Origin of the sequence: Sphingomonas sp. CL5.1 (assembly GCF_013344685.1) — a bacterium.
Classification (GTDB): domain Bacteria; phylum Pseudomonadota; class Alphaproteobacteria; order Sphingomonadales; family Sphingomonadaceae; genus Sphingomonas.
Genome location: NZ_CP050137.1, coordinates 2,758,180 through 2,770,796, shown reverse-complemented (window position 1 = coordinate 2,770,796; position 12,617 = coordinate 2,758,180). Strand labels below are relative to the sequence as shown.

Annotated in this window: 14 protein-coding genes; 3 read left to right on the top strand and 11 right to left on the bottom strand. The window is 66.9% G+C overall.

Annotated features, from left to right (window positions below; all coding sequences use genetic code 11):
* Window positions 1-31: 31 nt before the first annotated feature.
* The 7 genes from F9288_RS13445 to F9288_RS13415 form a co-directional block, all read right to left on the bottom strand.
* Complete coding sequence (locus F9288_RS13445; protein WP_174839084.1) at window positions 32-1,216, bottom strand: acyl-CoA dehydrogenase; 1,185 nt, start codon at window positions 1,214-1,216, stop codon at window positions 32-34.
* Window positions 1,217-1,232: 16 nt separating this feature from the next.
* Window positions 1,233-1,625 (bottom strand): RidA family protein, encoded by a 393-nt coding sequence (locus tag F9288_RS13440; RefSeq protein WP_174837253.1) that lies wholly within the window; start codon window positions 1,623-1,625, stop codon window positions 1,233-1,235.
* On the bottom strand, window positions 1,622-2,803 hold the full coding sequence (locus tag F9288_RS13435; protein WP_174837252.1) for an acyl-CoA dehydrogenase family protein: 1,182 nt from the start codon (window positions 2,801-2,803) through the stop codon (window positions 1,622-1,624). Before F9288_RS13435 ends, F9288_RS13440 begins: the two co-directional genes overlap by 4 nt.
* A 1-nt stretch (window position 2,804) precedes the next feature.
* Window positions 2,805-3,620: an enoyl-CoA hydratase family protein gene (locus F9288_RS13430; RefSeq protein ID WP_217482522.1), complete on the bottom strand. Its 816-nt coding sequence runs from the start codon at window positions 3,618-3,620 to the stop codon at window positions 2,805-2,807.
* Window positions 3,621-3,631: 11 nt separating this feature from the next.
* Window positions 3,632-4,390, bottom strand: a complete 759-nt coding sequence (locus tag F9288_RS13425) for an SDR family NAD(P)-dependent oxidoreductase (RefSeq protein ID WP_174837250.1) — start codon at window positions 4,388-4,390, stop codon at window positions 3,632-3,634.
* A complete protein-coding gene (locus F9288_RS13420; protein ID WP_174837249.1) occupies window positions 4,387-6,705 on the bottom strand; it encodes a bifunctional salicylyl-CoA 5-hydroxylase/oxidoreductase in 2,319 nt (772 codons plus the stop codon). Before F9288_RS13420 ends, F9288_RS13425 begins: the two co-directional genes overlap by 4 nt.
* Window positions 6,706-6,910: 205 nt before the next feature.
* Window positions 6,911-7,390 carry a MarR family winged helix-turn-helix transcriptional regulator gene (locus F9288_RS13415; RefSeq protein ID WP_217482521.1) on the bottom strand — a complete coding sequence of 160 codons (480 nt, stop codon included), beginning with the start codon at window positions 7,388-7,390 and terminating at the stop codon, window positions 6,911-6,913.
* Window positions 7,391-7,679: 289 nt separating this feature from the next.
* On the opposite strand from F9288_RS13415, the gene F9288_RS13410 reads away from it, so the two are divergent.
* Window positions 7,680-8,348: a response regulator gene (locus F9288_RS13410; protein ID WP_174837248.1), complete on the top strand. Its 669-nt coding sequence runs from the start codon at window positions 7,680-7,682 to the stop codon at window positions 8,346-8,348.
* Window positions 8,349-8,361: 13 nt separating this feature from the next.
* Here F9288_RS13410 and F9288_RS13405 read toward each other — a convergent pair whose 3' ends face one another.
* Window positions 8,362-8,673, bottom strand: coding sequence for a helix-turn-helix transcriptional regulator (locus F9288_RS13405; protein ID WP_174837247.1), 312 nt, complete (start codon window positions 8,671-8,673; stop codon window positions 8,362-8,364).
* Between the two features lie 218 nt (window positions 8,674-8,891).
* Here F9288_RS13405 and F9288_RS13400 point away from each other — a divergent pair, with 218 nt between their 5' ends.
* Together F9288_RS13400 and F9288_RS13395 are read left to right on the top strand one after the other, a co-directional pair.
* On the top strand, window positions 8,892-9,527 hold the full coding sequence (locus tag F9288_RS13400; RefSeq protein WP_174837246.1) for a Crp/Fnr family transcriptional regulator: 636 nt from the start codon (window positions 8,892-8,894) through the stop codon (window positions 9,525-9,527).
* Entirely contained in the window at window positions 9,527-10,831 is a 1,305-nt protein-coding gene (locus tag F9288_RS13395; protein WP_174837245.1) for a transporter, read from the top strand. The genes F9288_RS13400 and F9288_RS13395 overlap by 1 nt, the downstream gene beginning before the upstream one ends.
* Window positions 10,832-10,844: 13 nt before the next feature.
* On the opposite strand, the gene F9288_RS13390 is transcribed toward F9288_RS13395, so the two are convergent.
* The 3 genes from F9288_RS13390 to F9288_RS13380 are packed head-to-tail and all read right to left on the bottom strand — an operon-like array spanning window position 10,845 to window position 12,567.
* Window positions 10,845-11,426: a hypothetical protein gene (locus F9288_RS13390; protein ID WP_174837244.1), complete on the bottom strand. Its 582-nt coding sequence runs from the start codon at window positions 11,424-11,426 to the stop codon at window positions 10,845-10,847.
* On the bottom strand, window positions 11,423-12,199 hold the full coding sequence (locus F9288_RS13385) for a C39 family peptidase (RefSeq protein ID WP_174837243.1): 777 nt from the start codon (window positions 12,197-12,199) through the stop codon (window positions 11,423-11,425). Before F9288_RS13385 ends, F9288_RS13390 begins: the two co-directional genes overlap by 4 nt.
* 2 nt (window positions 12,200-12,201) lie before the next feature.
* The gene (locus F9288_RS13380) at window positions 12,202-12,567 is read right to left on the bottom strand and encodes a hypothetical protein (protein ID WP_174837242.1); all 366 of its coding nucleotides are present in this window, start codon (window positions 12,565-12,567) and stop codon (window positions 12,202-12,204) included.
* Between the last annotated feature and the right edge of the window lie 50 nt (window positions 12,568-12,617).

Sequence of the window (12,617 nt, the reverse complement as noted above, 5' to 3'; positions counted from 1 at the left end):
CGCGGTTCGGCGGGCTGATCGCCGCTGTTCGTCAGAAAGCGGCGATACCGGTGATGGCGCGTCCGAGGATGAGGGCGTGGACGTCATGGGCGCCCTCATAGGTGTTGACGGTCTCGAGGTTGATGAGGTGGCGCATCACCTGATATTCGCCGGAGATACCGTTGCCGCCGTGCATGTCGCGGCTCATCCGCGCGATATCGAGCGCCTTGCCGACATTGTTGCGCTTGACGATCGAGATCATCTCCGGCGCGAACTTCCCCTCGTCCATCAGCCGCCCGACGCGCAGGCTCGCCTGCAAGCCGAGCGCGATCTCGGTCTCCATGTCGGCGAGCTTCTTCTGGTAGAGCTGGTTGGCGGCGAGCGGCCTGCCGAACTGGTGCCGGTCCAGCCCATATTGCCGCGCGGCATGGAAGCAGAATTCCGCCGCGCCCAGCGCCCCCCACGAGATGCCGTAGCGCGCGCGGTTGAGGCAGCCGAACGGCCCCTTCAGCCCCTGCACCTCGGGAAGCAGCGCGTCCTCGCCGACCTCCACCTCGTCCATCATCACCATCCCGGTGATCGAGGCACGCAAGCTGAGCTTGCCCTCGATCTTCGGCGCGGAGAGGCCCTTCATGCCCTTCTCCAGCACGAAGCCGCGGATGCCGCCGCCATGCGCGTCGGACTTCGCCCAGATCACGAACACATCCGCGATCGGCGCGTTCGATATCCACGTCTTGCTGCCCGAGATGCGATAGCCGCCGTCGGTCTTGACCGCGCGGGTCTTCATGCCGCCGGGGTCGGAGCCCGCATCCGGCTCGGTCAGGCCGAAGCAGCCGATCCACTCGCCCGACGCCAGCTTCGGCAGATACTTGCGCTTCTGCTCCTCCGAGCCATAGGCGTAGATCGGATACATGACGAGGCTCGACTGCACGCTCATCATCGAGCGATAGCCCGAGTCGATCCGCTCCACCTCGCGCGCGACGAGGCCATAGGCGACGTAAGACGCGCCGACCCCGCCATATTCCTCCGGCACCGTCGGGCCGAGCAGGCCGAGCGCCCCCATCTCGCGGAAGATCGCCGGGTCGGTCACCTCGTTGGCGAAGGCGTCGATCACGCGCGGCGCCAGCCTCTCCCGCGCATAGGCGCGCGCCGTGTCCCGCACCATCCGCTCGTCATCGGAGAGCTGATCGTCGAGAAAGAAAGGGTCCGCCCAGTCGAAAGGAGTCATGCCTGAAATCCTCAAAAAAATCCGGTCAGTCGGGAACGACCGCCGTCACCTCGATCTCGATCTTCGCCTCGTCTTCCATCAGCGCGACGACCTGCACCACCGCCATCACCGGAAAGACGCGGCCCATGATCGCGCGGTAGATTTCGCCGATCCGCTTCGCGTCGCGCAGATAGGCCTGCTTGTCGGTGATGTACCACGTCATCCGCACGACATGCTCCGGCCCGGCATCCGCCTCGGCGAGCACGGCGATCAGGTTGTGCAGCAGTTGCTCGAACTGGCCAGGCAGGTCCTTCGCCTCGAACTTCTCCTCGGCGTTCCAGCCGATCAGGCCGGCGACGAAGATCTGCCGTCCGCGCACCTCGATCCCGTTGGAATAACCTTTGGGACGCGGCCAGCCGGCCGGTTGCAGCACCCTCATGCCTTCGCTCCCTTCTGGAAATCGGCGATCGCCGCGCGGGCGATCACTACCTTCTGCACCTCGCTCGCGCCCTCGTAGATGCGCAGCGCGCGCACCTCGCGATAGAGCCGCTCGACCATGTTGCCACGCGCGACGCCGGCGCCGCCGAACAATTGCACCGCCTTGTCGATCGTCGCCTGCGCGGTGTCGGTGGCGTAGAGCTTGGCCATCGCCGCCTCGCGCGTGATGCGCGGCTGGCCCTGATCCTTGGCCCATGCCGCGCGATAAATCAGCAGCGCGCTCGCATCATTGCCCAGCGCCATGTCCGCCAGCGACGCCTGCGTCAGTTGCAGATCGGCGAGCACGCCGCCGAACAATTTGCGCGTGGTGACGCGAGCCAGCGCCTCGTCGGTCGCCCGCCGCGCGAAGCCGAGCGCGGCCGCGCCGACGGTGGAGCGCAGCATGTCGAGCGTCGCCATCGCCACCTTGAAGCCCTCGCCCTCCGCGCCGATCAGGTGATCGTCGGGGACGATGCAGCCGTCGAAGCGGATCGTCGCCAGCGGATGCGGCGCGATCACGTCGATCTCCTCGACCACCGAGAAGCCCGGCGTCGCGGTCGGCACGAAGAAGGCGGAGATGCCCTTCGCGCCTGCCCCCCCGGTGCGGGCGAAGACGGTGAGCACATCGGCGATCGGGCCGTTCGATATCCACGTCTTCTCGCCATCGATCCGCCAACCGCCCGGCACCTTCTCGGCGCGCGTCGTCATCGCGGCGACATCGGATCCGGCTTCCTTCTCGGACAGCGCGAAACCGGCGATCAGTTCGCCCGCCGCGACGCCCGGCAAATAGCGTGCCTTGGCGGTCTCCGCGCCGGCCAGCGCCAGCGCGCCGGTGCCGAGCGCCTGCATCGCGAAGGCGAAATCGGCCAGCCCCGAATGCCAGGCGAGCGTCTGCCGCGTCAGGCAGAGCATACGCACGTCGACCCGATCGCGCGTGCCGCCATGCGCGGCCGGCACGGCGTTGCGGAACACCCCCGCCGCGCCAAGCAGCGCCACCAGCTTGCGGCAATCGGCGTTCACGTCGTCCGTCTCGACATGCAGCGCGTGCGCGTTGGCGGCGCACCATGCGTTCAGTTCGGCGAGATGCGCGCGGTGGCTGTCGTCGAAGAACGGCCAGTGGATGAAGCTGTCGTCGGCCATGTCAGTTCCCCTCGAACACCGGCTTCTGCTTCGCGACGAAGGCGTGATAGGCGCGCTCGAAATCCCTGGTCTGCATGCAGATCGCCTGCGCCTGCGCCTCCGCCTCGATCGCGGTTTCGACCGGCAGCGCCCATTCCATCTCGAGCTGGTTCTTGGTCATGCCGTGCGCGAAGGTCGGCCCCTGCGCGAGCATCGCGGCATAAGCGGCGGCCTCGCCCTGGAGCGCATCCGCCGCGACGACGCGGTTGAAGAAGCCCCAGCGCTCGCCCTCCTCGGCGGAGAAGGAGCGGCCGCTGAACAGGAGGTCCGCCGCCCTCCCCTGCCCGATGATGCGCGGCAGGATCGCGCAGGCCCCCATGTCCGCGCCCGCCAGCCCGACGCGGGTGAACAGGAAAGCCGTCCTGGCGGCGGGGGTGGCGAAGCGGATGTCGGACGCCATCGCCATGATCGCGCCCGCGCCCGCGCACACGCCGTCGATCGCCGCGACGATCGGCTGCGGGCATTTGCGCATCGCCTTGACCAGATCGCCCGTCATCCGCGTGAAGGCGAGAAGTTCGGGCATGTCCATCCTGGTCAGCGGCCCGATGATCTCGTGCACGTCGCCGCCGGAGCAGAAATTGCCGCCCGCGCCGGTGACGACCACCGCCTTCACGGCGGGCGCATAGACGAGCGCGCGGAACAGGTCGCGCAGCTCGGCATAGGATTCGAAGGTCAGCGGGTTCTTGCGCTCCGGCCGGTTGAGCGTGATCGTCGCGACGCGATCGGCGAACGCATAGGCGAAATGGCTTGGCCGATAGGCCGCGGCGTCGAACTCCATCCTCATTCTCCTTACATGATCTCGCCGCCGGCGATGGTGATTGCCTGCCCCGTGACCGATCGCGCGGCGGGCGAGATCAGCCACGCGATCGCGCCGACCACTTCCTCCGGCTCGATCAGCCGGCCCTGCGGATTGGTGGCGGTGAAGCTGGCGAGCGCCTGCGCCTCCGTGCGGCCGGTTTTGGCGACGATATTGGCGACCGCATCGCGGATCAGATCGGTATCGGTATAGCCGGGGCACAGCGCGTTGACGGTGATCGCGGTCCTGGCCAGCTCCAGCGCCAGCGCGCGCGTCATGCCCAGCAGCGCGTGCTTGGTCGCGCTATAGGCGCTGACATAGGCATAGCCCTTGAGCGAGGCTGTGCTGGCGACGTTGACGATGCGCCCGCTCTCCAGCCCGCGCATCGCCGGCAGCACCGCGCGGCTGGTGTGGACCGCGCCCATCACGTTGATGCGCCACAATTCGTTCCACAGGTCATCGGACGACGATTCGAACGGCGCGGTGCGCGCGACGCCGGCGGCGTTGACGAGGATGCCGACCGCGCCCTGCCGCTCCGCCGCCGCGCCGAATGCCGCCTCCACCGACGCCGCATCCGCCACGTCGCACGGGATCGACGCCGCGCCCGGCAGCGACGCCAGCGCGCCATCGAGCCGCGCGGGGTTGCGCCCCATGATGGTGACGCGATGCCCCGCCCCGGCCAGCGCGCGCGCGATCGCCAGCCCGATCCCGCTGCCCCCGCCGGTCACGACGGCATGGGTCGCCGCGCTCACTTGATCGTGACCAACTGGCTGGCGCGCGCGGTGTTGAGCTTGAGCTGGAAATAGCCGCTGCGATACTGGACCGGGATGTGCGTGTCGTCGAGCTGGTAGGTCGCCGAGGCGTGGATGGTGAAATTCGGGTCCATCTGGTGCGGGCGGCCCATCGCGCAGAGGTCCGCGCGGCCGGCGGCGATGATCGAATTGACGTGATCGATCTCGTAGATGTTGCCGACCGCCATCGTCGCCACGCCCAGCTCGTTGCGGATCTGGTCCGAGAAGGGTGTCTGGAACATGCGGCCATAGACCGGCTTCTCGGCCTTGGTGACCTGCCCCGAGGACACGTCGATCAGGTCGACGCTCGCCGCGCTGAAGGCACGCGCGATCTCGACCGCCTCATCGGGGGTCACGCCATCCTCGCCCACCCAATCGTGCGCGGAAATGCGCACCGACATCGGCTTATCCTCGGGCCACGCCGCGCGCATCGCCCGGAAAACCTCCAGCGGATAACGCAGCCGGTTGGCGAGCGGGCCGCCATATTCGTCGGTGCGCCGGTTCTGCGTCGGGCTGATGAAGCCGGACAGGAGATAGCCGTGGCCGCAATGCAGCTCGACCATGTCGAACCCGGCCGCGTCCGCGAGCCGCGTCGCGGTGACGAACTCGTCGCGGATGCGGTCCATGCCCGCGCGGTCGAGCGCCACCGGCACCTGGTTTTCCGCCGTCCACGGCACGTCCGACGGCGCCACCACCTGCCAGTTGCCGCTCACCAGCGGCCTGTCCATCCCCTCCCACGCCACGCGGGTCGAACCCTTGGAGCCGCTGTGGCCGAGCTGCATGCAGATGCGCGCGCCGGGCTGGGTGTGGACGAAATCGGTGATGCGCCGCCAAGCATCGGCCTGCTGCTCGTTCCACATGCCGGTGCAGCCGGGGGTGATGCGGCCTTCGGGCGACACGCAGGTCATCTCGGTGACGATCAGCCCCGCCCCACCCAGCGCGCGCGCGCCGTAATGGACGAGGTGGAAATCGTTGGGCATGCCATCCTCAGCCGAATACATCGCCATCGGGGACATGACCACGCGGTTGCGCATCGTCATCCCGCGCAGCCGGAACGGCAGGAACATCGGCGGCAGCGGCTGCTCCACCGTCTCGCCGAGCGCGCTTTCGGTCAGGCTGCGCTCCAACGCCGCCAGCCATGCCGGGTCGCGCAGCCGAAGATTCTCGTGGCTCACCCGCTGGCTGCGCGTCAGCAGCGTATAGGTGAACTGCATCGGGTCCATCTTCAGGTAGCGCTCGAGATGCTCGAACCATTCGGTCGAGTTGCGTGCCGCGTTCTGGAGCTTGACGACCTCGAGCTGCCGCTCCTCCTGATATTCGACGAGGCCTTGCTGCAAGGCATCGCCGCTGCCGATCCCCGGCCGGTTCATCACCTCGGCCAGCTTGATCGCATCCTCCAGCGCGAGCTTGGTGCCCGAGCCGATCGAGAAATGCGCGGTATGCGCCGCGTCGCCCAGCAGGACGATGTTGCGGTGGCTCCACTGGCGGCAGATGATGCGCGGGAAGTTGATCCACGCCGAGCCGCGAATATGCTTCGCGTTGGTCATCAGCTCGTGCCCGCCGAGATGGTCGGCGAATATCTCCTCGCACAGACGGCAGGATTCCTCCTGCGTCATCTCCGCGAAGCCGGCTCGGTCATAGGTTTCCGGCTCGCATTCGACGATGAAGGTCGCGGTGTCCTTGTCGAACTGATAGGCGTGCGCCCAGATCCAGCCGAAGCGCGTGTTCTTGAAGATGAAGTTGAACGCGTCGAACCTCTGGTGCGTGCCGAGCCAGACGAACTTGTTGCGCTTCACGTCGAGATCGAGCTGGAATTCCGTCTCGAACCTTTTGCGCAGCTTGCTGTTCAGGCCGTCAGCGGCGATCACCAGATCATATTGGTCGAGGAAAGCGTCGTCCGGCTCGATCTCGGCCTCGAACTCCAGCCTGACGCCCAGTTCGCGGGCGCGATCCTGAAGGATGTTGAGCAGGCGCTTGCGCCCGATGCCGATGAAGCCGTGGCCGCTCGATCGATTGGATACGTTGCGCTCGCCGTCCTCGATATGGACCTCGATGTCGTCCCAATGCGCCAACTCATCGATCATCGCCTGCGCGCTGACGGGATCGTTCTCCTGAAGATGCTCCATTGTCTGGTCGGAGAACACCACGCCCCAGCCGAACGTGTCGCCGGGCCGGTTGCGCTCGAACACGGTGATGTCGTGCGAGGGATCGCGCAGCATCATCGAGATCGCGAAATACAACCCGGCCGGGCCGCCACCGACGCATGCCACCTTCATCTGCGCATCCTCATTTCAGGAACATATCCAGCTTAGGGAGTCATAAAATTATTTCAAGCATAAAATATCTCTACGCGTGGACCAGCGTCGCAGAATATAAACCACTGAGAAACAAAATTAAAAACCATCGCCACGGGCCGAGGCCGGCGACCGTGCCCTGCCGGATCGTCATGCGCGCGGCTCACCCCGCGCCTCAAAGCTCAGATCACTCCCCTCTCGACAGCGAACGGCGCAGATCGGTCAATAGCGTCAGCAGTTGTTCCTGCCGGTCGGGCGGAAAGTCCTTCAGCGCCGTTCGCACCCACTGGTGATGCGCCGACGCCAGCGTGGCGAAATGCACCTTGCCGCGCGGGGTGAGCGCGACGATCGCCGAGCGGCCGTCCGCCGGATCGGGCCGGGATATGACCATGCCCAGTTCCTGCAACTGCCGCACGATCGCGGTGACGTTGCCGTTCGACACCAGCAGCGCGCGTGACAGCGCCCCCATCGTCAACCCCTCCGCCACGCGATCCAGCGCCGCCATCACGTCGAAGCGCGGCAGGGTGGTGTCGAACTGATCCTGGAAATTGCGGCGAAGCTGCTTCTCGATGATCTTGGCGCAACCGAGCAGGCGCACCCACATCCGCAGGTCGAGTTGCCCGGTGCCGCTCTCCCCCTCACTTTTCTGTCCCGATTCCTGATTCATTGCCCTTGAATTGCGCGATCGCGCGAAAAGGCAAGGACGAATTGGAGCCGATGCTTCCGCGCCAGCCGAGAGATTAGGTCTCGATCAATCGCCGCGCGACCGGTTCCAGCAGCGAGGCACGAGGGGTTGGCTTCGTGCTTTCCTTTGGTTGTAGTTGAGCTTATACACAACTGGCGACTTCGTTCTGCACAGGAAAGCTCAGCACGAGGCACGCGCGATTGACCGACGATCTTCCGGATTACAAGGCCGCAACCGGGCGAACGCCGAACCTGATGAACGTGCGGGAATCATGCGGCTGCTACTCGTCGATGATGACGCGGATTTCGCCGGCATGTTGCGGGCGGCTTTGGCGCATCGTGACATAACAGCCGATGTTGCGCATACCGCCGCTGACGCGGAGCTGCTGCTCTCCACCACGCTGTTCGCCGCCGTCATCCTCGATCTGGGGCTGCCCGATGACGAGGGCACGGCGCTGGTGCGGCGCTGGCGGGCGGGCGGGCATAGCGAGCCGATCCTGGTGGTGAGCGGGCGCGACGGCGTGGTCGCGCGTGTCGCGGCGCTGCGCGCGGGCGCCGACGACTATCTGCTCAAGCCGTTCTTCGTCGACGAGCTCCACGCGCGCATCGATGCGATCGTGCGTCGGCGCGACGGCTTTTCCGACCCGTCGATCCACGCCGGCGCGCTCACGTTCGATACCATGTCGCGGCAATTGTCGATCGACGGCGCGGCGATCGAGCTTTCCTCGCGCGAGGCGGATCTCGCGGAAATCCTCATCCGCCGCAACAACCGGGCGACCCCGCGCCGGTTGCTGGAGGATCAGCTATTCGGCCCCGGGGACGGCGTCACCTCGAACGCGCTCGAAGTCTATGTGCACCGCCTGCGGCGCAAGATAGAGTCCCAGAGCGACGTGTCGATCCGCACGTTGCGCGGGATCGGCTACATGCTCGTCGCCCGCTAGGCGCGCCGTTCGATCAGAGCAGCAGGATCGACTCCACCCCGCCGTGCGCCTGGCCGATGAACGGCGCGGACAGCGGGGCATCCTTATCGTCGCGGGCCGGCGCATCGAGCAGGCCGCTGGCGATCGCGCGCGTGACAAGGTGAGTGCGGTTGCGCGCGCGCATCTTCAGCCGGGCATTGTCGATGTGACGCTCCACCGTGCGTGGCGCGATCGCGATGCGCAACGCGATCTCCTTCGCCGAAAGCCCCCCGGCGACGAGCGCGAGCACCTCAAGCTCGCGCGGTGTGAGGCAAACGCCAAGCGCTTGATCGCTGAGCAGGGACATCGGGCACCTCCTGTTTCGGTATTCAAACCGCAACGGGTCAAGATACGCGCGCCCGAATCTTCATCCCGTATCCCGACTCACCGAGGGACAGTAGCACCACTTGCTTACAGCAAGATTACTCGACCCGCGCGCTGCGCAATTTTACTAAGAGTTTCCGCGAATGGCCTTTCCCACGGCCGGGTTCCACCGTGCGCGAACCCTGTTGGTGGAACCGGCATATGGTGATGATGCATCCGTCCGGCCGACGCCGGATCCTTCCAAAGGATGCGGTGGTCTATGCCCCCGGCGATCTCGCTCACGGCCTGCTCCGGATCGAGGAGGGCATCGTGCGGCTCTGCCTCTACCTCGCGGACGGGCAGCGCGTGATCGTCGGCTTCGCCTTTCCCGGCGACATCATCGGGCTGATCGACGATCACCAGATGCTGACGGCGGAGGCCGCGACTTCGGTGATGGTGCATGAATCGTCGTCGGACGGGCAGGAGAACGACGCGCCGCGAAAGATCCGCCTGCTCTCGCTGGCGCTGCGCCAGACCTATTTCGTGCTCGCGATCCGCTCCCGGCGACATGCGCGGGCACGGGTCGCGGCGTTCCTGCTCGATCTCGCCGGGCGCCGGCTGGGCACCGAGTTTCGCCTGCCGCTGCCGCTCACCGACCTTGCGGACCATCTCGGGCTGACGCTCCACACCATCAGCCGCACGCTCACCGAATTCCGGCGGCGCGGCGTGCTGCGGCAAGGGCGCGGTCGGGTCTTCACGATCACGCAGACCGATCGGCTGCGCGAAATCGCCAACGAAGGCCCGCTGTTCGCTTCCGAAAACCACCTGCCGTCTTTTTCTCCAGGGATAACCCACTGATGTCCCACGCAACGACCCGCTGGCTCTGCGCCGGTTGCCTGATCCTTTTCCCCCGCGCGGCATGGGCGGCGGACGATCCGGCGCCCACGCAGGCGGCGCCCGCTTCGGCGCCCCCCGCCGCCGCGACGCAAGCCGCCCCCTCGATCGAGCGGCAACTCGCCGATCTCACCGCCAGGGTCGCGGCGCAACAGGCGCAGATCGACGCCCAGCAGAAGCAGATCACGGCGGATCGCGAGGAGATCGCGGTGCTGCGCCGCGAAACCGCCACGGATCTCGCCGCGGCGCGCGCCACCGGCATCGGCACGCAGGCCGCGGTACCGGCGACGCAAACCAGTTCCGCCCCGCCGCAGGAAACAGTGGGTGACGCGCAGGCGGCCAAGCCCGATATCGCGGACAAGACGCAGGCGGTGCCGCAGGGCCAAGGCGTGCTGACTCCCGCCGGCAAGACCACCGTACAGGCATCGCTGACCTATATCCGCTCCGCCAACGACCGGCTGGTGTTCGCCGGGATAGAGCTGGTGCCGGGATTGCAGATCGGCTCGATCCAGGCGTCGACCGCCGATCGCAACACGACGATCGACGCGCTGACGATCTGGCACGGCTTCACCAGCCGGCTCGAAGGCGAATTGATGATCCCGGCGATGATCCGCACCGACAGCATCCACCTGTCGCAGGTCCGCGACGGCACCGTGACCGAGGGCTTCGACCTGCATGAAAGCGCGATCGGCGATATCGAAGGCGCGCTGCGCTGGCAGATCAACGCCCCGCTCAACCCCGAGGCGCCGATCTTCATCGCTGGGCTGCGCGTGAAGAGCGATACCGGGGTCAGCCCGTTCTCGATCGCCTATGACGAATTCGGTATCGCGCACGGGCTGGCGACCGGATCGGGATTCTGGGGCGTGCAGCCGGGGCTGACGGTGCTGCTGCCGTCGGATCCGGCGGTGATCTATGGAGGAATATCCTATCTTTATCAGTTCGCGCGCGACATCGACCGCACCGTCAACGGCACGCTGATCGGCCATGTCCGGCCGGGCGGCGCGATCACCGCGAACATCGGCTTCGGCTTCGCGATCAACCCGCGCTTCTCCTTCTCGCTCGGCTACAGCCATACCTATATCATGCCGACGCGGACCGAGCTGAACGGCAGCTTCCAGGATTCCTCGACGCTTCAGGCCGGCACGCTCGATCTCGGCATGTCCTATCGCGTCAACCAGCGGCAATCGGTGACGCTCGCGTTCCAGTTCGGGGTGACGCAGGACGCGCCGGGCGTGGCGATGACGCTGCGCCTGCCCTTCACCTTCTGACCGGCGCATCCCGTCAATGCGAGAAGCTCGCGATCTCGCGCCCCAGCCCCATGTTGAGCGCCCCGGCGCAGAGCGTCGCCGCGAAGGCGGCGTAATTGCCGAGCGTGACGGTGGCGTTGGTCTGCTGCACCGCGTTGAGATTGGCCATCGCGTTGACCAGCACGTTCTGCAACGCGCCGCTGGTATTCTGGACCAGCGCGGTCTGCCCGGCATTGGCGAGATAGACGACGCTGTTCGAGAGGTTCGCCGGAACGGCGATGCCGCCCCCCGCCCCGCCCGCCGCCGTGACGTCCGCGAGCATCAGCTGGCTGCCGACGATCGTCTGCGTCGTCGCGCCGTTGGCGGTCCAGTTGACCACCGTCTGCAAGGCGAGCTGGCCGTTGAGATAGGTCTGCACGTCGGCGCCGAAGGTTATGTTCATCCCGCCCCAGTCGAACCCGCCATGCGCTTCGGCCATTTCCGCGTCGGTCATGGCGACCATGTGCGGCGCGACCTGCGCGGCGACGGGAAGCTCGTCGGCGGCGGCGGGGGCGATCCACGCCGCCGGCGCGAGCGCCGCGATGCGCAGCGCGCGATATATGGCTGGACGGCTCATGGCACCCCCACGCCTCCGACGCGGATATTGGGCATGACCTGCTGCTGGATCTGGTAGATCGGCGGCAGGTTGTCGGTGGTGGCGGTGATGCTGCGCTCGCCCTGGAAGATCCGCGTCGGCGAGGTCGACCACGGGTCCCAGTCCCGCGCGAGGTTGAACGCGCCGCTCACCCCCGCCGGCGGATCGGTGACGATCAGCGCGATCCCGCTCCACATCTTCGCGAATTCGGCATCGGGCACCTTGAGCAGCCCGCGCGCCGGATCGCCGATCAGCACGCGCCCGCCGCGCGCGCCCTTGACGACGACGAAATGGGTGTAGCCGCGGACGTTTATCAGCGCGATCATCGGCCTGGCCAGCGCGCGCATGTCCTCGATCCCGAGCCGGTAGCCCTGCGCGCCGAACCCGCGCGCGACGAGGTAATTCTTCATGTCGAGCAGCGAGAAGCCCTTCTCGCGGATCTTCGGCTGATCGCCCTTGTCGTACATCGCCCTGAACGGCTGGGTCTCGTCGGTCGGCGTGCCATATTGATAGGTGAGCAACGTGGCGACCGCCGCCGAGCCGCAGCTGTAATCGTAACGCTGGCGCACGATCGTGCGGAACGGAATCTCGGCCCAGCTCCGCACGCGTACGGTGAAGCCCGGCGCGCGCCCCGGCGCGTCGACCGGCATCCGCGCGAGCGGCGGCGTCTGTGCCGCGGCGGCGATCGCGGCCATGCTCGAAAACACGATCGCCGCCGCGAGCCAGTGACGCGGGGCGGCACCCCGGCTGCCCATGATCAATTCCCCAGGTTGACGGTGAGGTTCATCGCGCTCTGCAGATTGGCCTGCGCGCCGGAATTGATCACGACATTGCCCATGCCGTTGAAATTGGCGAAGGCATTGTCCGACAGGGTGATCGCCCCGGCGGTGTAGTTGCCGGCGATCGTGTTGCCGGTGAGGCTGCTGTTGAGCGTCTGGTTGCCGACGACGATCGCCTGCCCGCCGCGTTCCTGCCCGAGTTGCGCATCGTCGAGCGCGACGACCGTCGGTCTTGCGGCCGGCGGCGGCGCGGCCGTCTGGGCGATTGCCGCATGGGCGACTAGCGACGCGAGAACGACGGCGGAGCCGGTCGCGATACCGCGCCGGAGGGAAGAGATCGACATCACGAGTCTCCTTGCATCCGCGCTTGCGACGAAAAAACCGCCGGGCGGGA